Origin of the sequence: Streptomyces sp. NPDC007346, from assembly GCF_040703535.1 — a bacterium.
GTDB lineage: Bacteria > Actinomycetota > Actinomycetes > Streptomycetales > Streptomycetaceae > Streptomyces.
Map to the genome: position 1 here is coordinate 1 of NZ_JBEYKR010000062.1, position 22,265 is coordinate 22,265.

Here is a 22,265-nt window from a genome sequence, read left to right on the forward strand (position 1 = left end):
TACATCCGCCCCCGCCGTCCCCCCCCCCCGTGCGGCGCGTGGGGGGGGGGGGGGGGGGGGGGCGCCCGGGGTTCGGGGGGGGGGGGGGGGGGGGGGGGGGGGCGCCCCGGCCCCCGGTCTCAGCTGGTCACGTGGGCGTGATCGCCGTGCCGGCGGGTCACTTGACCGTGATCTCCGTGTAGACCGGCACGCTGAACGGGTTCAGCTCGACGTTGTCGATGCGTTCCGAGTAGCCGGCGCTGCCGTTCTGGTACCAGAGCGGGATGGCCGGCATCTGCTCGACGAGGACCTTCTCGGCGTCCTGGAAGGTGGTGACGGCCTTCGCCTTGTCGGTCTCGGCGTTCGCCTTGTCGACCAGGTCGTCGAACTCCTTGTTGGTCCACTTGCCGTCGTTGGACGGGGCGTTGGTGTAGTAGAGCGGTTGCAGGAAGTTCTGGATCAGCGGGTAGTCCATCTGCCAGCCCGCCCGCCAGGGACCCGTCATCTTCTGGGTGGAGACCTGGTTGCGGAAGTCGGCGAAGGTGCCGACCGCGCCGCCGACGCAGGCCTGGTTGTTGCCCATGACGTTGTTGATGCTGTTGCAGACGGCGTCGACCCACTCCTTGTGGGAGCCGGTGTCCGCGTTGTACGAGATCTTCAGCTGGCCGCCGGGGATGCCGCCGCCCTCGTCGATCAGCTTCTTGGCCGCGGCCTTGTCGTACGTGCACTCCTTGCCGCAGAGCCCTTCCTTGAAGCCGCCGTCCTCGCCGAGGACCGGGGAGGTCCAGTCGGAGGCGGGGGTGCGGGTCTTCTGGAAGATCTGGTCGGTGATCTGCGCCCGGTTGATCGCCATGGAGAGGCCCTGGCGGACCTTGCGGGCGTCGTCGGTGTCCCACTCCTTGTCGTAGAACGGGAAGGCGAGGGTCTGGATGATGCCGGCGGGGGTGTTGATGTACCGGTCGCCCAGGTCCTGCTCCACGTTCCTGAGCTGGGAGGCGGGCACGTCGTCGACGAGGTCGAGGTTGCCCGAGGTCAGGTCGGTGTAGGCGGTGTTGTTGTCGGTGAAGACCTTGAGGTCGACGCCGCCGTTCTTCGCCTTGTCGTCGCCCGGGTAGTCGTCCCAGCGGCGCAGGTTCATCGAGGAGCCCTTGGCGTACGACTCGATGGTGTACGGGCCGTTGCCGATGGGCTTGGAGAGCCAGGCGTCGTGGTCGTCGTAGAACGCCTTGGGCAGCGGCACGAAGGCCGAGTAGCCCAGGGTGTCGGGCCACAGGGAGAACTTCTGGCTGAGCTTGGCGGTGAAGGTCAGGTCGTCGACGACCTTGAGGCCGGAGAGGGCCTCGGCGGAGGCCGAGCCGGACTCGGGGTGGACGGCTTCGTACCCGTCGATGTACTGGAAGAAGTAGGCGTTCTTCTGGTTGTTCTTCAGCGCCGCGCCGTAGTTCCAGGCGTCCACGAAGGACTTGGCGGTGATCTTCTCGCCGTTGGAGAAGGTCCAGCCGTCCTTCAGCTTGATCGTGAAGTTCTGGGCGTCGTCCGACTCGATGGACTCGGCGAGCATGTTCTGCGCCTCGCCGGTCTTGGGGTCGTACCGGATGAGTCCCCGGAAGACCATGTCGAGGACCTTGCCGCCCTGCACCTCGTTGGTGTTCGCGGGCTCCAGCGGGTTCTGCGGGTCGCCCCAGGAGGAGCTGACGATGCCGTCGGCGCCGCTGCCGCCACCGTCGTCGTCTCCGCCGCCGCAGGCCGTCGCTGCCAGGGCGACGGCCACCGCACATGCGGCCCACCTGGCCCGTGTGGCTCCGCGCATGAAGTGCCTCCTAGAGTCATCGGGTAGCTCAATGCCTCATATCACCTCATACCGCCACGCATCGCATGTGGGCTTACCCCGTACGAGCACGACAGGGGGCCGGACACGACGATGCCCGGCCCCCATTTCGGGGGCCGGGCATCTGACGTACTGCTGCCGGAAGCGGTTACGCCGCGTGAACGACGTCCTTCTCCTCGGCGAAGTGGCACGCCGACTCGTGCGCGGCCGGGCCACCCGCCGCGACGAAGCGCTCGGGGATGGCCAGCAGCGGCATCTCCGTGGCGCAGCGCTCCTCGGCCTTCCAGCACCGGGTGCGGAAGCGGCAGCCGGAGGGCGGGTTCGCCGGTGACGGGACGTCACCGGTGAGGATGATCCGCTCGCGGCCCTCACGCGCCGACGGGTCCGGCACCGGCACCGCGGAGAGCAGCGCCTGGGTGTACGGGTGCGTCGGGTGGTCGTAGATCTGCGCGTCCGTACCGATCTCGGCCATCTTGCCGAGGTACATGACGCCGACCCGGTCGGAGATGTGCCGGACGATGGAGAGGTCGTGCGCGATGAAGAGGTAGGAGAGGTTGAACTCGTCCTGGAGCTTCTCCATCAGGTTGATGACCTGCGCCTGCACCGACACGTCGAGCGCGGAGACCGGCTCGTCGCAGATGATGATCTCCGGGTTGAGCGCGAGGCCGCGGGCGATGCCGATGCGCTGGCGCTGACCGCCGGAGAACTGGTGCGGGTACCGGTTGATGTACTCCGGGTTCAGGCCGACGACGTCCAGGAGCTCCTGGACCTTGCGCCGCCGGTCGCCCTTCGGAGCCACCTCGGGGTGGATCTCGAACGGCTCCCCGATGATGTCGCCGACCGTCATGCGCGGGTTCAGCGAGGTGTAGGGGTCCTGGAACACCATCTGGATGTTGCGGCGTACGGCCTTCAGCGCCCGCCCGGACAGCTTGGTGATGTCCTGACCCTTGTAGAAGACCTCACCGGCGGTCGCCTTCTCCAGCATCATGAGCAGCTTGGCGACGGTGGACTTGCCACAGCCGGACTCGCCCACGATGCCGAGCGTCTCGCCCTGGAAGAGATCGAAGGAGATCCCGTCCACGGCCTTGACCGCGCCGATCTGCTTCTTGAACAGGATGCCCTGGGTCAGCGGGAAGTGCTTGACCAGGTTGCGCACCTGGAGGATCGGCTCGCCCCGCTCGACCGGCGCCTCGATGGCGGCGACGGCGTCCTCGACGGTGGCGGCGTCGACCGTCTCCACCTCGGTGACGTTGGGGGTGGCGTCCACGGACTCCTTGTCGAGGTCAGCCATGGATCGTCTCCTTCCAGAAGTGGCACGCGCTTCTGCGGCCCGGCAGGTCGGTGCCGTCGCGCTCGGTGACCGGGTGCAGCGGCGGGACTTCGGTGGCGCAGATGTCCTGAGCCTTGGGGCAGCGAGGGTTGAACGCGCAACCCCCCGGGATACGCGTCAGGTTGGGCGGCAGGCCCTTGATCGCGTAGAGCTCCTGCCCCTTCTGGTCCAGACGCGGGATCGAGTCGAGCAGACCGCGGGTGTAGGGGTGCGACGGGCGGCTGTAGAGCTCGTGCACCGGAGCGGTCTCCACGATCCGGCCGGCGTACATGACCGCGATCTTGTCCGCGACGTCGGCGACCACGCCGAGGTCGTGGGTGATCAGGATGAGCCCCATGTTGAACTCGCGCTGGAGCTCGGCGAGCAGGTCCATGACCTGGGCCTGGACGGTCACGTCGAGCGCCGTGGTCGGCTCGTCCGCGATGATCAGGTCGGGCTCCAGGGCGAGTGCCATCGCGATCATGATGCGCTGGCGCATACCGCCGGAGAACTGGTGCGGGTAGTCGTCGACCCGCTCCTTCGCCGCCGGGATGCGCACGCGGTCCATCAGCTCGATGGCCTTGACCCTGGCTTCCTTCTTGGACATGCCCAGGTGTACGCGGAACATCTCGCCGAGCTGGTAGCCGACGGTCAGGACCGGGTTGAGCGAGGAGAGGGCGTCCTGGAAGATCATCGCGACCTTGCGGCCCCGGATCTTGCGGCGCTCGTCCTCGGACATGGTGAGCATGTCCTGGCCGCGGAAGAAGATCTCTCCCTGCGGGATGCGGCCGGGCGGCATGTCGAGGATGCCCATGATCGCCTGGGCGGTCACGGACTTGCCGGAGCCGGACTCGCCGAGCACGGCGAGCGTCTCACCGGCGTCGACGGTGTAGTTGACACCGTTGACCGCCTTGGCGACACCCTCGCGGGTGTGGAACTCGACGTGCAGGTCACGGACTTCGAGCAGCGGACCCTGGTGGCCCTCGTCGCTGCGGGGAGCGGGGACGTTCGCGGTTTTTTCCATGGTGGTCACGTACGCCTCCCTCAGCGCAGCTTGGGATCGAGGGCGTCGCGGACCGCGTCGCCGAGCATGATGAACGCCAGCACGGTGATGCTGACGAAGCCGGCCGGGAAGAGCAGCGGGTGCAGCGACTCGCGGATCCGCCCCAGGGACTGGTTGATCATGACGCCCCAGGAGATGGTGGGCTCCTGGATACCGACACCGAGGAAGCTGAGCGTCGCCTCGGCCGAGATGATCACACCGAGCGAGATGGTCGCCAGCACGATCAGCGGGGTCAGCGCGTTCGGCAGCACGTGACGGAACATCAGACGGCCGGTGGAGGCGCCGAGCGAGCGGGCCGCGGTCACGTAGTCGGACTGCTTGGTCTGCATCGCGGTGGACCGCATGATACGGGCCATGCTCATCCAGCCGAGCACGGTGAGCGCGGTGAGCACACCCCAGATACCGCCGATGCGGAACCCGTCGTCGTCACGGAAGCTGTTGAGGATCACGATGGCGCCGACCAGGAACGGGATACCCATCACGATGTCGATGCCGCGGGAGATGATCGCGTCGACCCACCTGCCGTAGAACCCGGCGACGAGGCCGAAGATCAGGGCGATGAGGGCCGAACCGAGGGTGGCGAGCACGCCGACGGTGATCGAGGTCCGGGTGCCGTAGATGGTACGGGCGTAGACGTCGCAGCCACGGGCGTCGTAACCGAACCAGGCGTCGGCGCTGGGCTTCTGCAACGAGCGGCCCAGTTCGCACAGTTGCGGGTCGGCGCTGGCGAACAGGGACGGGAACGCCGCCATGGCGACCAGCACCAGGATGATGCCGGAGGGGATCAGGAAGAGCGGTCGGCGCACGAGGTCGCGTACCGCGTCCTGGAGGAGGCTGCGCGGCTTGGCCAGCTCCTGCACGGGAGCCTTGGGCGCCTCGGGCTCCTCACCGGACGCCGGAGCGACGGAAGTCTTGGTTGCGTCAGGCATAGCGAATCCTCGGGTCAAGCACGGCATAGAGCAGGTCCACGACGAGCGCCATCACCACGTAGACGATGACGAGGAGAGTCACGAAGCCGACCAGCGCCGGTCCGTCCTCGATCTGGATCGCCTTGTAGAGGTTGTAGCCGACACCGGGGATGTTGAAGATCCGCTCGGTGACGATGGCCCCGCCCATGAGCGTTCCGAGGTCCGCGCCGAGGTAGGTGACCACGGGGATCAGCGAGTTCCTCAGGACGTGGATCCCGGTGATCCGGGACGGGGAAAGGCCCTTCGCCTTGGCCGTACGCACGTAGTCCATCCGCAGGTTCTCCGCGACGGAGGCTCTGGCGAGGCGTGCGATGTAGGCGAGCGAGACGGAACCGAGCACGAGGCCGGGCAGAAGGTAACTGGCGAAACCGTCGCTGGTCCCCGAGACGGGGAAGATGCCGGCCTTGACGCCCAGGAAGATCTGGCTGACCTGCCCGAGGACGAAGATCGGGACAGCGATGACGGTCAGCGTGGAGAGCAGGACGAGGTTGTCCAGGAACTTTCCGCGCCGCATGCCCGCCATCACGCCGGCGGCGACACCGATGACCATTTCGAAGACGAAGGCGATGCCGGCGATGCGGAGGGTCTCCGGCCACGCGTCGGCGATCATCTCGCTGATGGGACGCGAGCCACTGAGGCTCGTCCCGAAGTCTCCCTGGATCAGACCCGCGAGGTAGTAGCCGTAGCGGATCGGCAGGGGTTCGTCCAGGTGGTATTGCGCGGTCAACGCAGCCCTGATGCCCTCCGGGACAGGTCGCTCTCCGTACAGGTTTTGTACCGGATCGCCGCCCATCCAGGTGACGAGGGTGAAGACCAGAAAGGTGGTCCCGATGATGACCGGGAGCATCTGGAGCAGCCGTCTTGCGACGTAGCGGCCCATTGTTCCTCCTCGTGGGAACGACGGGGGGCGGATTGGGTCCGCCCCCCGTCGTCAGGCCCTAATTTTTGACTACTGCGTCATGTGAGACGCAGGTCAGGACTTCTCAACCTTGGTGAGTTCAACCTGGTTGAACAGGTTCATCTCCACGTTCTTCACGTTGGTCGAGTGACCGAAGACGTTCTTGCCGAAGCGCAGCGGGACCACCGGCATGTCCTTGGCGAGCACGTCCTCAGCCTCCTGCCACTTGGCGATGGCCTCAGCGTCGGTCTTGGCCTCGCGGCCCTCCTGGAGGAGGCGGTCGAAGTCCTTGTTGCTGTACCCGTAGTAGTTCGAGGAACCGTTGGTGCTGTACAGCGGGCCCAGGTAGTTCTCCATGGACGGGTAGTCCATGATCCAGCCCATGCGGAACATGCCGGAGAACTTCTTGTTCTCGACCTGCGTCAGCAGCTCGGCGAACTTCGGCACGGCCTGGCTCACGCACTCCAGGCCCAGGTTCTTCTTGAGCTGGTCACACGTGGCGCTGACCCACTGGTCGTGGCCACCATCGGCGTTGTGACCGATGTTGATCTTGTTGCCCGTGATGCCACCGGCCTCGGCGAGCAGCTTCTTGGCGGCGGCCGGGTCGAACTTGCAGGCCTCGCCACAGGTGTCCTCGCGGTACCCGCCCACGACCGGGGAGACGAAGGAACGCGCCGAGGACTGCGAGTCCTGGAAGACGACCTTGATGATCTCGTCACGGTCGATGGCCATCGAGATGGCCTTGCGGACGCGCGGGTCGCTGTACTTCTTGTCGTACGTCGGGAAGGCGACGAACTGGAAGGTGGAGGCCAGCGACGTCTTGAAGCGGTCGCCGAGCTCGCCCGGAGCGGTGCCCATGACCTCGGTCGGGATCTGGTCCACGATGTCGAGGTTGTTGGCGAGCAGGTCGTTGTACGCGGTGTTCTGGTCCTGGAAGATCCGGAACTCGACCGAGTTGACCTTCGGCTTGTCGCCGAGCTTGTAGTCCTCGTAGGCCTTGACCTTCACGAACTTGTCGTGGTTCCACTTGCCGTCCATCTGGAACGGACCCTGGCCGATCGGGGCTTCCTCGTACGCCTTGATGTCGGCGAGAGCCGACTCGGGCATCGGGTAGAAGACCGTGTAGCCCAGGACCGACTTGTAGCCGGCGAACGGAGCCTTGAGGGTGACCTCGATGGTCTTGTCGTCGATCGCCTTGAGGCCGGAGAGCTCCTTGGCCGTCGGCTCGGCGGCCTTCTTCGGGCCTTCCTCGCCGTCCGGGTCGACGGGGTTCATCTCGTCGTAGCCCTGGATGGTCTCGAAGAAGTAGTTGCCGTCGGCCACGTTCGGGCCGTAGGCACCCCAGTTCCAGGCGCCGACGTAGTCCTTGGCGGTGACGGGCTTGCCGTCGTGCCAGGTGGCGTCCTTGAGCTTGATCGTCCAGACCTTGTTGTCCGGGCTCTCGATGGACTCCGCGGCGGCCAGAACCGGCTGGTTCTTCGCGTCGAAGTCGACCAGCGGGGTGAACAGGCCCGACAGGACCTGCGAGCCACCGGACTCGGTGGTCGACTGCGGGATGAGTCGCTTGGGCTCGGCGATGTTCATGCTGAACCCGCCGCCGGACTCGCCCTTGCTCTCGCTGTCGCCACCGCTACCGCCACAAGCGGTTGCGGCCAGGGCGACGACTATCGCGCACCCGACCATCTTGGAACCACGCATGGGTTCTCCTCCTCAAGAGTCCACTTTTGATCACTGCAAGAGGGGTACTGATACGTCGCCGACACCCCTGACGGCGATGAGCAGTAACCCCGAAGTGTGCTCGTGAGTCGGCGCTCCCCACAGCGCGTGACCCATTGACCCGAGCTCAATGGAGCCAACTATTGAGTACGGCCGAGCCGTAAACCACACTTAAAGGGTCTCGGTTTGACAACATCACCGACCCGCGGATGCCCGAAATCCGGACAAAGTGATCCTAGACAGACGCCCGCGAAACGGACTGTTAACGCAACTTCCGGAGCACGATGGTCGCTATACGGACATCGGAACAGCACCCGGACGCCCAAAAGAAGTTGCCCCGGGAACGCGCCCATGCCGGTGACACTTCTCACGAAACAGGGACGATAAACGGCGAACGGCCCGGCCATCGCGGTGAATACGCGATGGCCGGGCCGCATACGCGGTGATGGACCGCCTGCTTTCGGCCACCCGTCCCGACGCCCGGTTGACAGCGGCGCCGAGGACCAGCAGGACGCGTGGGGGCGGGCCGGCCGGGGCGGCCGACCGGACCCCGCGTCACCTTTCGGCCACAGGCGACCGAACTCTCCCCATCCGGAACGGGAGCAGCCCCTTCCGGGTGCTGTGGGGCTGTCACAGCGCCCGGAAGGGGCGTACGCCGGTGCTTGGCGCGGCGGAGGGCGTCGTCGTCGTACGCCGACGCCCTCCGCCCGGGGAGCGCCGTACGTCAGCGCTCCGCCCTGGAGGGGCGTACGTCAGCGCTTGGCGCGGGAGGCGGCGCGGCCGCGCTCCTTCTGGTCCAGGACGACCTTGCGGATACGCACGGTCTCCGGGGTCACCTCGATGCACTCGTCCTCGCGGCAGAACTCCAGGGACTGCTCCAGCGAGAGCTTGCGGGCCGGGACCACGTTCTCCGTGGTGTCCGCGGAGGCCGCACGCATGTTGGTGAGCTTCTTCTCCTTGGTGATGTTCACGTCCATGTCGTCGGCGCGGGAGTTCTCGCCGACGATCATGCCCTCGTAGACCTCGGTGCCGGCCTCGGTGAAGATGACACCGCGCTCCTGGAGGTTGACCATCGCGAACGGCGTGACCGAACCCGAACGGTCCGCCACCAGCGAGCCGTTGTGACGGGTGCGCAGCTCGCCGAACCACGGCTCGTGGCCCTCGAAGATGGAGTGCGCGATGCCCGTACCGCGGGTCTGCGTCAGGAACTCCGTACGGAAGCCGATGAGGCCGCGCGAAGGAACGATCCACTCCATGCGGACCCAGCCCGAACCGTGGTTCGTCATGGTCTCCATGCGGCCCTTGCGGCTCGCCATGAGCTGCGTGATGGCGCCGAGGTGCTCCTCGGGGGAGTCGATCGTCATGCGCTCGATCGGCTCGTGCGTCTTGCCGTCGATCTGCTTGGTGACGACCTCGGGCTTGCCGACGGTCAGCTCGAAGCCCTCGCGGCGCATCTGCTCGACCAGGATGGCGAGCGCGAGCTCACCACGGCCCTGGACCTCCCAGGCGTCGGGGCGCTCGGTGTCCAGGACGCGGAGCGAGACGTTACCGATCAGCTCGCGGTCCAGGCGGTCCTTCACCTGGCGGGCGGTGACCTTGTGGCCCTTGCCGCCCTTGCCGACGAGCGGCGAGGTGTTGGTGCCGATGGTCATCGAGATGGCCGGCTCGTCGACCGTGATCAGCGGCAGCGCGATCGGGTTCTCGGGGTCGGCCAGGGTCTCGCCGATCATGATGTCGGGGAATCCGGCGACCGCGCAGATGTCACCCGGGCCCGCCACCTCGGCCGGCTTGCGGGTGAGCGCCTCGGTCATCATCAGCTCGGTGATGCGGACGTTGGACATCGTGCCGTCACGCTTGATCCAGGTGACGGTCTGGCCCTTGCGCAGCTCACCCTGCTCGACGCGGCAGAGCGCGATACGGCCGAGGAAGTTGTCGGCGTCCAGGTTGGTGACGTGGGCCTGGAGCGGCGCGTCCTCGTCGAACTCCGGGGCGGGGACGTGCGAGAGGATCGTGGTGAAGAACGGCTCCAGGTTGTCGCTGTCCGGCGGGACGGTGCCGTCCTCGGGCTTGGTCAGCGAGGCGACGCCGTCACGGGCGCAGGCGTAGACGATCGGGAACTCGATCTGGTCCTCGTCCGCGTCCAGGTCCAGGAACAGGTCGTACGTCTCGTCGACGACCTCGGCGATCCGGGAGTCGGGGCGGTCGGTCTTGTTGATGCAGAGGATGACCGGCATCTTCGCGGCCAGCGCCTTGCGCAGCACGAAGCGGGTCTGGGGCAGCGGGCCCTCGGAGGCATCGACGAGCAGCACGACCGCGTCCACCATCGACAGACCACGCTCGACCTCGCCACCGAAGTCGGCGTGGCCGGGGGTGTCGATGATGTTGATCGTGATCGGATCCCCGCCGTCCTTGGGGTGGTACTTCACCGCCGTGTTCTTGGCGAGGATCGTGATGCCCTTCTCACGCTCCAGGTCGTTCGAGTCCATCATGCGATCGTCGAGGTGCTCGGCGGCGTGGGCGGCGAACGCTCCGGCCTGCTTGAGCATGGCGTCGACCAGCGTGGTCTTGCCGTGGTCGACGTGGGCGACGATGGCTACGTTACGGATGTCGTGGCGCGTGGGCATGGGTGGCTTGCGCTTCTCTCGGATCGTGGGATCAGGCGTCTCAGTCGGTCTTCGAGTCCTCGTACGCCCGCCGGGCGGCACGCCACGGCTCGTCCCATGGTACGGGCCTTGTGCGTGCCGGACTTCCCGGAGCGATCCGTGAATACGGTCTTCCCGTGTGATTCAGCCGATATTCAGCCGGTGTCAAGAAGCGGGGGCGGCCGGTGGAAAGCCGCGTGGGGAGAGGGTGTGAGGAGGGTCGGACGGCCCGGGTCGGGGCGGATACCACCTTGCCCGCCGGGGTCGCCGACGGGCAAGGGTTTTGAGCAGCATCTGAGCTTGTGCAAACCGTTGACCTGGTGTTTTCTCCGCTGTCCTGCCGATTCCTCCGGTGACCGTGACCTGCCGCTTCCGGTGCCGACCTGCTGATTCCCGCGGTGACCCGCTACTTCTTGCGGTCCGCGGGGGGACCCGCCGCCTGCCGGTCCGTGAACCCGATGTCCTCGTACCGGGGGGTCGCGAAGCCGAAGGCGCCGACGTTCGCGAGTTTCTTGTCCACCGCGACGAGCTGCGGGCGCTGGAAGAGCGGAATCGATCCGGCGGCCGCCCAGATCCGTGCGTCGGCCTGCTTCATCAGCTCCCGTGAGGCCTTCTCGTCGAGCTCGGCGACCGCCTGGTCGAAGAGCTGGTCGATGTGGTCGGTGCCGACCCGGGTGTAGTTCTGCTCGACGAGGAGCGAACCGTCGGTGGCCGGCTCCGGCTTGGCGTAGATCGGGCGTCCGTCGGTGGCCGGGTAGGCCGTGGCGGGCCAGGAGTAGAGCGCCAGGTCGTAGTCGCCGGAGGCGATGTGGTCCTTGAAGTAGCTCTCGTCGGGGACCTTGGTGATCTCCGTACCGATCCCGATCTTCTCCAGCATCACCGCGATCCGCTCGCCGACGCCGCGCAGCGACTGCGACCCGGGCCCGGAGGGGAGCACGAAGCGCAGGGTCAGCGTCTTGCCGTCCTTGCCGAGCGGCCCCTTGACCGCGGCGGGAGCGGGTGCGGCGGTGCCCAGGGGGGCGTACGCGCCGGCCGCGCCGCCGGGCTGCCTGTCCTGGGTGGTGGCCTTGGAGGCGGCGTCGGCGTCCTTGCTCACGGCATGCGCCTGGCGGAGCAGGGCGAGGCTCTGGGCGGCGGCGACCTGGGACGGGGCGAGAGCGGGGGCGGGGGCGTCGAGGCCCGGGACGGGGCCGGCGCCCGGCTTGTCGTCCTGGCCGACGATGTAGAGGCCCTCGGCGCGGGAGGCGGCGCTGTCGTCGGAGCCGGCGGCGGCCCGGTCGGCCTTCTCCTCCGCGTCCTCGGCCTTCTCCTCGGCCTTCTCCTCGGCCTGGGAGGCCTTCTTCTCGTCCGCCTCGGCCTTCTCCGTCTTCTCCTCGTCCCCCGCGTCCTTCTTCTCCGCGTCCTTCTCTTCCGCCTTCTCCGCGTCCTTCTCCTCCGCCTTCTCCGCGTCCTTCTCCTCCGCGTCCTTCTTCTCCGCCTCGCTGCCCGCCTTGGTGTCCTTCGGCTTCTCGGCCGCACCGCCCTGGGTCCAGCCCGCGTCCGCCAGCAGGGCCTGGGCCTCCTTGGTGTTCTGGTCGCCGAGCGCCCCGCTGCCGTCCTTGTAGCCGGGCTGCCCGGCCAGGGCCAGGTGGCTGCCGAGCGGCTTCGCCGGGAGCCCGAGCGGCTTCAGTACGGTGTCGGCGATCTCCTGCCGGTCCAGGGCGCGGGCCACCGCCCGGCGCACCCGGTCGTCCGCGAGGGGGCCGGACTCGCCGTTCAGGGCGAGCTGGGTGTAGGCGGGCTCCAAGGACTTGCGCACGGTGTAGCCGCGCAGCGCCTTCTGCTCCGCCCCGTACGCGGCGACGGCCTTGCGGTTCTTCTCCCGGGCGGCCTGGGCGATCTCCGCCTGCTCCTCGTCGGAGCCGTGGGCCAGGGCCCAGGATCGCAGGGCGGCGGCGGGGGTGAGGTCGGCGCCGGGGCCGTGGGTGAGCGGCTGGCCGTTGTTGCCGTCGCGCAGGGCGAGGGCGATGCGGTTGGCGGTGGTGGCGTCGACGTCGGTGATGTGCACGGTGCCGTCGGCGAGGGCCTTGGTGCGGTCCTTGGGGGCGACCGCCCGGAAGACGAGGGTGTCCAGCTTGGCCTTGTCGCCCCACCAGCGGGGGTTGCGGACGAGGGTGACGGTGCCGTCGGCCTTGCTCACGCCCTTCAGCTGGAACGGGCCCGCGGTGTTCTTGAGGGTGGTGCGCGCGCCGTCGTTGAAGGTGTCCGGCGAGCCGGTGATCTCCTTCGGGTAGAGCGGTGAGAAGAGCGAGCGCCAGTCCGCGTACGGCTTGGCGAACGTGACCCTGACCTGGAGGTCGTCGGAGCCGCGCTCGATCTTCTCGATCCGCTCGTAGCCGGCGTTGCGGGCGGTCCAGAAGGCGGAGTCCTTGCCGCTGAGCGCCCGCCACTGGGCGACGAAGTCGGCGGCGCCGATCTCGCGGCCGTCGCTCCAGACCGCCTGCTGGTTGAGCTTGTAGAGGACGACCTGCTTGGGCTCGCGCTCGATGGTCCTGGCGGACTCCAAGTAGTCCGGGTTGAGCTTCGGCTGCCCGGTCGCGTCCATCGGGAAGAGCGTGGGCAGCAGGGCGCCGGTGATCTTGGTGGTGGCGCTGTCGGCGTCCGCCTGGAAGGCGTTGAGGGTGGTGGGCATCGCGTCGACGGCCCAGTTCACCGTCGATCCGTCGGCGACCCGGTCGCGGGCGGCGGGAGCGATGTCCTGCGGGACCCCCCGGGAGGTCTCCTCGGTGTCGGAGCTGCAACCCGCCAGCGCGGGGATGGTGAGCGCCCCCGCCGTGAGGAGCGCGAGCGAGCGGCGCTTTCGTACCGTCCCGCGCGGGACGCCGACGTGGGACATGGCTGATACCTCCGGGGCCGGCCCGGACCACCCCGTACCGGAATGGACCGGATAGTGCGTACTTCGTGGCATTTGCAGTTGATCACACTGGTTCTTCGGTCAACTGAAAGCGCCCGCGCGGGAGAGAGGACGCCGACACGGCGGGCGGGGGCCCCAAGCTCACCCGCCCGGAGGAACGTTCCGGCAGACCCTTGCCCCCGGCTCGGCCTCCCGGACAGCCCGGCCGCCCCGCTCCGGCGGACCCGGCCGCCCCGCTCCGGCGGACCCGCCCGGCCCGCGCCGATGTCCCGCCGCCTGATCCGGCGCGCCGCCCGAGAGGAGGTGGATCGGGCGAAGCCCCTGCCCGGTACACGGGGCATGAGCGAAGCCCTTGCCCGGTACATGAGGCATGCCCTGGCTCTTCGCGATGCCCGGTACCGGTCAGCTTGTACGGGGGGCCGCCCGCCCGGGACCGGTCTCGCCACGTATCCTGAGGGGCGCGTCTTCAGCTGTGCGGCGCAGTGTGTCGGCGGCGGATGCGAGAGCGGGAACGGTGCTGCGATGAGCAGTGAACCTCTGTGCCCGCATTGATCTCACCGCTGTATTGAGGACCCGCCATGACGCAGTCACGTCTGTCCCACGAGCCGGGCCCGGAGCTCGCCAAGTCGTTGCAGGAGATCGTCAGAGCCCGCCGGCTGCCCGCTGCCCAGAAGTGGCTGGAGACGCATCTCCCGCATGTGATCGCGGATGAGCTGGCGCGCATGGACGCGGTCGACGCCGGGGTGGCCTTCCGGGTTCTGGACAAGGACCGGGCGCTCGCGGTGTTCGAGGAGCTGAAGCCGGTCGACCAGCAGCAGATTCTGGAAGGGCTGCGTGACCGGTCCTTCCGGGACATCGTCGAGGGCATGGACCCCGACGACCGGGCCAGGATGCTGCGGGAGGCCCCGGCGAAGGTCGCCCAGCGGGTACTGGCCGGTCTGAGCGCGAACGAGCGGCAGATGACCTCCGCGCTGCTGGGCTATCCGGAGGGGTCGGTCGGCCGCTGCATGAGCCCCGAGGTGGTGGCGCTGCCGCAGAACCTGACGGTCGAGCAGGCGCTGCGGACCGTGCGCGCGAAGGGGGCGGACGCGGAGACGGTGTACACGCTGCCCGTGGTGGACTCCGGGCGTCGGCTGACCGGTGTCGTGGAGCTGCGGGAGCTGGTGCTCAACAGGCCGGAGACGATGGTCTCGGCGCTGGTGGTCACCGAGCCCACGTTCACGTACGCCACCGAGTCCGCCGAGCGGGCCGCCCGGCTGATGCGGGAGACCAACGACCTGAACCTGCCCGTCGTCGACAGCGAGGAACGGCTCGTCGGCCTGTTCACGATCGATGACGCCCTGGAGGTCATCGAGGCCGCCGACACCGAGGACGTGGCCCGGCAGGCCGGTGCCACCCCCTGGGCCGGCCACTACATGGCCACCTCTGTCTGGCAGCTGGCTCGATACCGGGCGCTGTGGCTGATGCTGCTGCTGGTGGCGGCGACCCTGACGGTCGGTGTGACGCAGGCGTTCGAGGCCACGTTGGAGCAGGTCGCCCAGCTCGCCCTGTTCATCCCCATGCTGATCGGGGCCGGCGGCAACGCCGGCGCCCAGGCCGCGACCGCCTGTGTACGTGCTCTGGCGGTCGGCGAGGTCCGGGGCTCGGACCTGCTGAAAGTGATCTGGCGCGAATGCCGGGTCGGTCTGGTCCTCGGCTCCCTGCTGGCCGCCCTCGGGATGGTGGTGGGCACGCTCTTCGTCAGCGCGAAGATCGCCTTGGTGGTCGGCATCACCCTGGTGCTGATCTGCGGCTGGGCGGCCACCATCGGCGGCGCCATGCCCTTGCTCGCCAAGCGGCTGCGCATCGACCCGGCGGTCGTCTCCGCCCCGATGGTCACCACCCTGGTGGACGCCACCGGCCTGGTCATCTACTTCCTCACGGCCAAGGCGGTCCTGGGCGTCTGACCGGGTCCACGGCTCAGTCGGTCATCGGCCACGGCGCACGTACGGACGAGAAGGCCCGTAACCCGGTCACGCGCTGCCGGGGTATCAGAGCCCCGACGCCCCGCCCGTCCTGCCCGACCCGCCTGTCCTGCCCGCCCCGCCCGTCCCGTCGAGCCCCGACGCGGCCAGGTCCCGGACCAGGTGCCGGGCGAAGAACCGCTGCCGCCGGGCGTCCAGCTCCGCCGTCTCGGCCACCATCCCCCGGTACGCGAAGTGCCCCGCCCGCAGCACGTGCAGCTCGCGCTCCCCGGCCAGGGCGTTGTACACGGCGAACTGTCCCGGCGGCGGCACGGCCGGGTCGAACAGCGCCGGCGCCACCAGCGTCGGCAGCTCCAGCCGGGTGGCCGCCGTCGCCGCGTCGAAGTAGCGCAGTACGTCGGCGACTTCGGGGTGCTCGCGGTGGTGCAGCCGCACCGCCTCCCCGCTGCCGACGCACGGCTGGGTCACCCGCAGCGGGTGGCTGCCGAAGGTGGGGACCGTGAGCTGGGCGGCGGCGAAGCGGTCGTCCCAGGGCAGGGCGAGGGCCCCGAGGCCGCCGCCGAAGCTCTCCCCGATGTAGCCGAGGCGCTCCCCCGCCAGTTCCGGGACGATCTCCGCGAGGGCCGAGGCCGCGCACCACGTGTCGGCCACGCAGTCGCCGATGACGTACGTGTCGCGGGAGCCGATGCCGTGCAGGACGTGGTCGGCGGCCAGGTCCGGGACGCCGTCGACGCGCCCGCGCTCCCCGATCCCCCGTACGCACGGCAGGATCGCGGCGGACCCGGGCAGCGGCAGCGGGAGGTCCGGCCCCGGGCCGGAACGGCCGCCGTACCCGTGCCCGACGACGAATCCGTACCGCACCGGCCCTTCTGCCGGCAGGGCGAGCCAGCCGCCGAGCCGGACGCCGCCCACCGAGGTGTACGTGACCCCGTGGACACGTACGCCGTCGCGCTCCTCCTCCACCGGGCCGAGGACCGGCCGGGTGGAGACCTCGCGGGCACGCGCGTACCGCTCGCGCCAGAACGCGTCGAAGCCTCCGGGAGCGGGCGGGGCGAAGATGCGCAGCAGCTCGTCCGGGGCGTCGTACCCGTAGGTCGGGTCGAACGGGTAGTCGTGGGCGAAGGCGGCGGATGGGGTGGCCATGCGGCGAGGATAGACGGCGCAGACACCGCCTTCCCCATGATTTCCGGAACGTCGGAACCTTCAAGCCGCGACGCCTCGGCGCTCCCGGGCCGGACCGTGGTCAGGACCGGACGGCATCGGCCCGACGTCTGCGCGAGGCGCCGAACCCTTCCCCCGGGTGGTCCACCGGACTGGCCGACCCTCCGCTCCTGGGAGAGCGTGGCACGGGTATCGATCCGGGCGAGCCGCCTCGCGAGGGAGACCACCATGGCCGAGTCCACCGAGCCCAGGGCAGCCGAACCGGGTGTCGCCGCGAGCAACGCGTCGGTGCGCGAGCGTTTCCCCTTCGACGATTCCCAGGACTTCGAGGACGCCGAGCGCGGCTTCATCGGCACAGCCGAGGAGACGGAGGTGCGCGGCGCCGACGGCGGCAGCGTATGGGGGCTGGAGGCGTACGGATTCCTCGGTGCCGAGTGCCCCGACACCGCGAACCCCAGCTTGTGGCGGCAGGGCCGACTGGCCGCCCGGCACGGCCTGTACGAGGTGGTCGAGGGCATCTACCAGGTGCGCGGCTTCGACCTTTCGAACATGACGCTGGTGGAAGGCGAGCGCGGGGTGCTGGTGATCGACACCCTGCTGTCCGCCGACACCGCCGCCGCCGCACTGGCCCTGTACCGGCGCCACCGGGGCGAGCGGCCCGTCACCGGCGTCGTCTACACCCACAGTCACGCCGACCACTTCGGCGGCGTGCGGGGAGTGATCGGCCAGGAGGAGGTGGACGCCGGCGTGCCGGTGTTCGCCCCGGAGGGTTTCCTGGAGCACGCGGTCAGCGAGAACGTCTACGCCGGGACGGCCATGAACCGCCGTGCCGCCTACATGTACGGGGCGGCGCTGCCCAAGGGGGAGCGCGGGCAGATCGGTGCGGGGCTCGGCCAGACGCTGTCCACCGGCGCTGTCGGCCTGATCCCGCCCACGGTGGACGTCACCGCCACCGGGCAGAGCGAGACCGTCGACGGCATCCGGATGGTCTTCCACCTCACCCCCGGGACCGAGGCCCCGGCCGAGCTCAACATCCACTTCCCGGGCCACGCGGCGCTGTGCATGTCGGAGAACGCCACGCACAACCTGCACAATCTGCTGACGCTGCGCGGCGCGCAGGTCCGTAACCCTCATGTGTGGGCGCACTACCTCACCGAGGCCGTCGCGCTGTACGCGGGCGAGGTGGACGTGGCGTTCGCCTCGCACCACTGGCCGGTCTGGGGCCGCGAGCGTGTGCTCGCGTTCCTGTCCGAGCAGCGGGACGTGTACGCCTATCTGCACGACCAGACACTGCGCCTGCTCAACCAGGGCCTGACGCCGCTGGAGATCGCCGAGACGATGCGGATGCCGCCGGCGCTGGAGCGGGCCTGGCACACTCACGGCTACTACGGCTCGGTCAGCCACAACGTCAAGGCCGTCTACCAGCACTACCTGGGCTGGTTCGACGGCAACCCCGCCCACCTGTGGGAGCATCCGCCGGCCGAGGCCGCCCAGCGGTACGTGGACTTCATGGGCGGACCCGAACAGGTGCTGCGCCGGGCCCGCGACTCGTTCGCCGCCGGGGACTTCCGGTGGGTCGCGCAGGTCGTCAACCACGTCCTGTTCGCCGCACCCGACAACGCCGAGGCACGCGCCTTGCAGGCCGACGCCCTGGAACAGCTCGGCTACGGCAGCGAGAACGGCACCTGGCGCAACTTCTACCTCACCGGCGCCCTCGAACTGCGCGAGGGCCCCGTCGGCACCCCCACGTCCACCGTCGCCCCCGATCTGCTGGCAGCCCTGACCCTGGACCAGTTGCTGGACTCCCTGGCCATCCGCGTCGACGGCCCCCGCAGCTGGCACGCCGATCTCACCGTCCGCTTCAGCCTGCACGGTGCGGACCCGGTCAACCTGCGCCTGCGCAACGGGGTCCTCGTCCACACCGTGGGCCCGACGCCGGAAGTGGCCCGGCCCGACACCGACATCGCCCTCGAAGAGGCCGACCTGAGGGCCCTCCTCCTCGGCACCGCCGACGTGTCCGACCTGGTCGCCGAAGGCCGAGCCGAGATCACGGGCGACCCGGGCAGGCTCACGGAACTCTTCGGCTACCTCGGCGAGCCCGACCCCGACTTCGCCATCGTCACTCCCTGACGCCCCACGGGTCCCGAGCGGAACACACCCGCTAAACACACCCGCTCAGGCCAGAACAGGCACCGGGTTGTCCGGGGTGTCCAGCCACGGCACATGCGTGCCGTCGGGGACGATGGTCAGCCCGAACCGCTCCGGCCCCGGGCACCCCGCACCCCGCCACCACTCGTGGGCGGCCTCCACCATCCCCCACAGCCGGCGGGGCCCGTGCTCCCACACGGTGAAGCGATCGGCGGCGGCCCGCCCGTCCCCGTCCACGGCGGCCCAGGAGGCCGCGTCCGTGGTCGCCAGCCACAGGCGGGCCGCGACGCCCTCCACACCGGGATCGTCGTGCCAGACCCGCCATACGTACGGGAGTTGAAGGCCGACCGCGAACTGCGCGGCCCAGTCGTCACCCGAGACCGCACGGGACGAGCACCACGCCACCCGGCCGGGTCTGCGCGATCCACGCGGGAGGTACTGCCCGTACGGAACAGGTCGCGACGACCCGATCGTAGGGGCCGCCGGCCTCGTGGCCGAGGGACCCGTCGCCGTGGATCACCCGGGCGTCCAGCCCCGCGCCCTCGAGCCGGCCCGCCGCCTGTGCCGCCAGCCCCTCATCCACCTCGACGGTGACCACCCGGCCCGGCCCGAGCCGGTGCGCGAGCAGCCCGGCGTTCCAACCCGTCCCCGTACCGATCTCCAGGACACGGTGGCCCGCTCCCACGTCCAGCATGTCGAGCATGCGGAAGACGATCGAGGGGGCGGAGGCCGAGCACGACGCCCAGCGCTCCCCCGGCCCGGCGGCCGCACCGTCGTTGACCTGCGTGACGACGGCGGTGTCGGCATAGGCGTGGCGCGACCACTGCTCGGGGGCGGCCTCCCGGGAGCACTCCACCAGGTCTTCGCCCACCCACACGGTCGCGGGCAGAAACGCGTGCCGGGGCACCGCCCGCAACGCGGCCTCCCAGACCGGGGCCATGGGCGCGCCGAGGCTTTCGTCGACCGAGCCGAGCAGGCCGCACACGGCGGCCCGCTCGTCCGCTCCGATCTGCTCCATCCGCCGTGCGCCTACTTTCCCTTGTGCTTCGGCTCGGGTGCCGGCTTCGCGGTGTCCGAGGACGGCTTGGCGGTGCCCGGGTCCTTGCCTCCCGAGTGCTTTCCGTCGCCACCGCCGCCGCCCTTGTCTGTTCCCCAACCCGTAGCGGTCCCTTTCCTCTTGGAGCGAGTGCTCGGCGGGGTCCTGCCCCGCTCTCCGACTCGGTGGAACGACCCTAGGGACGCGGTGGGCGGGCGATCCACGTTGTTGCGGGCAGTTGCACGGATTCACCCGAGGGAGTCCAGAGCGGCGGTGATCAGGGTGCGGGCCTTCGCGCCGGAGACGGCCAACTCCGCCATCTCGGCGAACGTGTCGGCGTACATGGCGATTTCGCCGGGCTGGGTGATCGTGAGGTAGCCGGAGACCAGCTCGACGTTGACCTGGGCCGTGTCGAAGAGCCAGAAGCCCTCCACCGGCATCCTGGAACGGTCGGCCTTCATGGGAACGACGCCCAGACTGACATGGGGCAGAGAACCGACAGTGAGAAGGTGACCGAGCTGCCCGACAAGTACGTCGGTCCCTCCGATGCCGTTGCGCAGCACCGACTCCTCGATGAGGAAGGCGAATCGGCGGTCCCCCTCACGCAGTACGCGCCGACGCTCCATCCGAGCCGCCACCGCTTCGTCCACGTCGTCCACATCGACCCTGCGGCGCTGGACCGAGCGCAGCACGGCCTCGGTGTAGGCACGTGTCTGGAGCAGCCCCGGCACGAACCAGGAGGAGTACGAGCGGAACCGGCGGGTGCGCTCGAACAGCGGCAACCGGGCTCTCTGGGCCTGCCCGAGCCCGGCTTGCTCCATCTGCTTCCAGCCGGCCCACATGCTCTCGGCGCTCAGCAACGAGGCGAGGAGGTCAGCCGCCTGATCCTCCGCCCCGCACGCCTGGCACCATGCGCGGATGTCACCGGCCGACGGGGACGTGCGGGCGTTCATGATGCGCGACGACTTCGACGGGTGCCACCCGCAGCGGGCGGCGATCTCGCGCCCGGTCAGCCCGGCATCCCGGCAGAGAGCGGCGAGCCGGTCCGCCACGACCTGCCGGGCCTTCTGGGCGCTGGAGGAGGGGGAGCGGTTCATGGTCGCGGCGGGTCGGCGGAGCCGAGGTCTCCGGCGCTTTCGGCAGCCCTGTCACTCTGCCGTTCGATCCGGCAGGCCACGCCGCCCTCGCCCGAGGAGCAGTCCAGCGACCGTGCGACAGGGCCCGCCGACAGGTCCGCCCCTGACTCCTGAGCCGCCTTGTGGCTCATCGCCTCTCCTCGCGATCATGGGAACTGCCTGCCGAAGGTAGAACGCTGAGAAGCTACCGGTCCATGGAGTTGCACGCGGTTGCACCGGCCACCGAGCATCCTTGACGCCCCGTCGGAAGAGCCGTGAGGCTGCGCACGGCAAGCTTCACAGTCGACTCGACTTGAGGAGGGACCATGCGTTTACGGTTCGTCGGGAAAGACCCTGAGTCCGGTGACCACGGCTGCCCGGCCGTGTGGGTGGACGAGGTCACGAAGGAACTCGTCATCCAGGGCATGACGGCCGACGCCGGCACGATCGCCCGGACCGTCCGGGACAGTCCGCTGCCCGTCCACGAGAGCGTGGTACGGCTGCCGCAGCGCATGGTTCCGCTACTGAGGAAGGCACTTGATGGCGCAGAGCCTGAGTAACTTCACCGACCTGATCCGGTCGGCCGAGCGGTCCGCCGTCCATCTGGAGATGCGCGACGCCTACGCCATCCCCAACGAGGACGAACGCTTCGCGGCCTGGCGGCAGGGCCACCGGCTCGACCCGGACGACCGCGCGTCCTGGTGGCGCCCCTGGCTCGATGTCGTGCAGGAGGTCACCGCCAAGGGCGTCCGGCTGCGCCGCGCCCGCATCGTGAGCGAACCGCCCAGCGAGTACATCCGCTACGAGCACTCGTTCACCTTCACCAACATCTCGGCGGGCGAGGAGATCCGGTGGCTTCCCCGACGGTCGGCCTCGGGGATCGCACTGCCGGGAAACGACTTCTGGCTCTTCGACGGCAGGCTCGTCCAGTTCAACGTGTTCGACGGTGAGGGGCGTTGGGTCCACACCGACCAGACCGATGACCGAGCAACGGCCGGCCTCTGCTCCGACGCCTTCGAAGCCGTCTGGGAGCGGGCCGTCCCGCACGACAAGTACACCGTCTGAGAAGCACGTCCATGCCCGAGTCACCCCTGTCCACCGCCCACGCCACCCGCAGGGCGCTCGCGGCCCCACCGGGCCCCGCGTTCCGTCCGGCAGATCATGCCGTCGTAGGCTGCGGCACATGCACAGCACCCTGACCGGGCACGCCCGGTGTCTCTACGGTGATGAGTACCGTCCGACACCGGAGTGCGGTCAGGAGCACCGCGAGCACTACTTCGTCGAAGAGCTGACGTTCGCTGACGCGGACGCGATCCTGTCGATGCTGCGGGAACTCTGCCCGAACCTGGTCGACGGTCAGCTCCCTGTGTGGATGCGCAACCTCGCCTATCGGCTCGTGCTGCTCCAGAGGCCCGACGAGCCGGCTCTGCTGCGGGAGGCCGCGCAGAACCTGTGGCTGCATGGCCCGGACTGGGACGGCATCGCGGCGGATCTCACGCAGCGGGCCGAGGAGTTGGAAGCGCGCTGACGGAGCCGGCTCATCAG

At 69.3% G+C, this 22,265-nt stretch carries 17 protein-coding genes; 5 read left to right on the top strand and 12 right to left on the bottom strand.

Annotated features, from left to right (window positions below; genetic code table 11):
* Window positions 1-157 precede the first annotated feature (157 nt).
* The 8 genes from AB0917_RS17940 to AB0917_RS17975 form a co-directional block, all read right to left on the bottom strand.
* Complete coding sequence (locus AB0917_RS17940; RefSeq protein ID WP_366820518.1) at window positions 158-1,789, bottom strand: ABC transporter substrate-binding protein; 1,632 nt, start codon at window positions 1,787-1,789, stop codon at window positions 158-160.
* A 166-nt stretch (window positions 1,790-1,955) separates the two neighbouring features.
* Complete coding sequence (locus AB0917_RS17945; protein ID WP_366820519.1) at window positions 1,956-3,098, bottom strand: dipeptide ABC transporter ATP-binding protein; 1,143 nt, start codon at window positions 3,096-3,098, stop codon at window positions 1,956-1,958.
* Window positions 3,091-4,149 (bottom strand): ABC transporter ATP-binding protein, encoded by a 1,059-nt coding sequence (locus AB0917_RS17950; protein WP_366820520.1) that lies wholly within the window; start codon window positions 4,147-4,149, stop codon window positions 3,091-3,093. The genes AB0917_RS17945 and AB0917_RS17950 overlap by 8 nt, the downstream gene beginning before the upstream one ends.
* Before the next feature lie 11 nt (window positions 4,150-4,160).
* Window positions 4,161-5,108, bottom strand: coding sequence for an ABC transporter permease (locus tag AB0917_RS17955; protein ID WP_366820521.1), 948 nt, complete (start codon window positions 5,106-5,108; stop codon window positions 4,161-4,163).
* A complete protein-coding gene (locus tag AB0917_RS17960) occupies window positions 5,101-6,027 on the bottom strand; it encodes an ABC transporter permease (RefSeq protein WP_366820522.1) in 927 nt (308 codons plus the stop codon). Before AB0917_RS17960 ends, AB0917_RS17955 begins: the two co-directional genes overlap by 8 nt.
* A 93-nt stretch (window positions 6,028-6,120) precedes the next feature.
* Window positions 6,121-7,743 carry an ABC transporter substrate-binding protein gene (locus tag AB0917_RS17965; protein ID WP_366820523.1) on the bottom strand — a complete coding sequence of 541 codons (1,623 nt, stop codon included), beginning with the start codon at window positions 7,741-7,743 and terminating at the stop codon, window positions 6,121-6,123.
* Between the two features lie 770 nt (window positions 7,744-8,513).
* Window positions 8,514-10,385 carry a translational GTPase TypA gene (gene typA / locus AB0917_RS17970; protein WP_366820524.1) on the bottom strand — a complete coding sequence of 624 codons (1,872 nt, stop codon included), beginning with the start codon at window positions 10,383-10,385 and terminating at the stop codon, window positions 8,514-8,516.
* 424 nt (window positions 10,386-10,809) lie between these two features.
* Window positions 10,810-13,278 carry an ABC transporter family substrate-binding protein gene (locus tag AB0917_RS17975; RefSeq protein WP_366820525.1) on the bottom strand — a complete coding sequence of 823 codons (2,469 nt, stop codon included), beginning with the start codon at window positions 13,276-13,278 and terminating at the stop codon, window positions 10,810-10,812.
* A gap of 596 nt (window positions 13,279-13,874) precedes the next feature.
* Between AB0917_RS17975 and mgtE the strand changes: the two genes are divergently transcribed.
* The gene (gene mgtE / locus AB0917_RS17980) at window positions 13,875-15,242 is read left to right on the top strand and encodes a magnesium transporter (protein ID WP_366820526.1); all 1,368 of its coding nucleotides are present in this window, start codon (window positions 13,875-13,877) and stop codon (window positions 15,240-15,242) included.
* Window positions 15,243-15,326: 84 nt separating this feature from the next.
* Here mgtE and AB0917_RS17985 read toward each other — a convergent pair whose 3' ends face one another.
* The gene (locus AB0917_RS17985; protein ID WP_366820527.1) at window positions 15,327-16,403 is read right to left on the bottom strand and encodes an acetylxylan esterase; all 1,077 of its coding nucleotides are present in this window, start codon (window positions 16,401-16,403) and stop codon (window positions 15,327-15,329) included.
* Window positions 16,404-16,649: 246 nt separating this feature from the next.
* Here AB0917_RS17985 and AB0917_RS17990 point away from each other — a divergent pair, with 246 nt between their 5' ends.
* Window positions 16,650-18,551: an alkyl sulfatase dimerization domain-containing protein gene (locus AB0917_RS17990; RefSeq protein ID WP_366820528.1), complete on the top strand. Its 1,902-nt coding sequence runs from the start codon at window positions 16,650-16,652 to the stop codon at window positions 18,549-18,551.
* Between the two features lie 45 nt (window positions 18,552-18,596).
* On the opposite strand, the gene AB0917_RS17995 is transcribed toward AB0917_RS17990, so the two are convergent.
* The 3 genes from AB0917_RS17995 to AB0917_RS18005 all read right to left on the bottom strand — a co-directional run bounded on the left by AB0917_RS17995 (window position 18,597) and on the right by AB0917_RS18005 (window position 20,702).
* Window positions 18,597-18,974, bottom strand: coding sequence for a hypothetical protein (locus tag AB0917_RS17995; protein ID WP_366820529.1), 378 nt, complete (start codon window positions 18,972-18,974; stop codon window positions 18,597-18,599).
* Complete coding sequence (locus AB0917_RS18000) at window positions 18,940-19,587, bottom strand: methyltransferase domain-containing protein (RefSeq protein ID WP_366820530.1); 648 nt, start codon at window positions 19,585-19,587, stop codon at window positions 18,940-18,942. Before AB0917_RS18000 ends, AB0917_RS17995 begins: the two co-directional genes overlap by 35 nt.
* 266 nt (window positions 19,588-19,853) lie before the next feature.
* On the bottom strand, window positions 19,854-20,702 hold the full coding sequence (locus AB0917_RS18005) for a helix-turn-helix transcriptional regulator (protein WP_366820531.1): 849 nt from the start codon (window positions 20,700-20,702) through the stop codon (window positions 19,854-19,856).
* A 344-nt stretch (window positions 20,703-21,046) separates the two neighbouring features.
* Between AB0917_RS18005 and AB0917_RS18010 the strand changes: the two genes are divergently transcribed.
* The 3 genes from AB0917_RS18010 (at window position 21,047) to AB0917_RS18020 (ending at window position 22,248) form a co-directional block, all read left to right on the top strand.
* Entirely contained in the window at window positions 21,047-21,280 is a 234-nt protein-coding gene (locus AB0917_RS18010; RefSeq protein ID WP_366820532.1) for a hypothetical protein, read from the top strand.
* Window positions 21,261-21,785 carry a DUF6879 family protein gene (locus AB0917_RS18015; RefSeq protein ID WP_366820533.1) on the top strand — a complete coding sequence of 175 codons (525 nt, stop codon included), beginning with the start codon at window positions 21,261-21,263 and terminating at the stop codon, window positions 21,783-21,785. Before AB0917_RS18010 ends, AB0917_RS18015 begins: the two co-directional genes overlap by 20 nt.
* Before the next feature lie 118 nt (window positions 21,786-21,903).
* Window positions 21,904-22,248, top strand: a complete 345-nt coding sequence (locus tag AB0917_RS18020; RefSeq protein ID WP_366820534.1) for a hypothetical protein — start codon at window positions 21,904-21,906, stop codon at window positions 22,246-22,248.
* Window positions 22,249-22,265 lie beyond the last annotated feature (17 nt).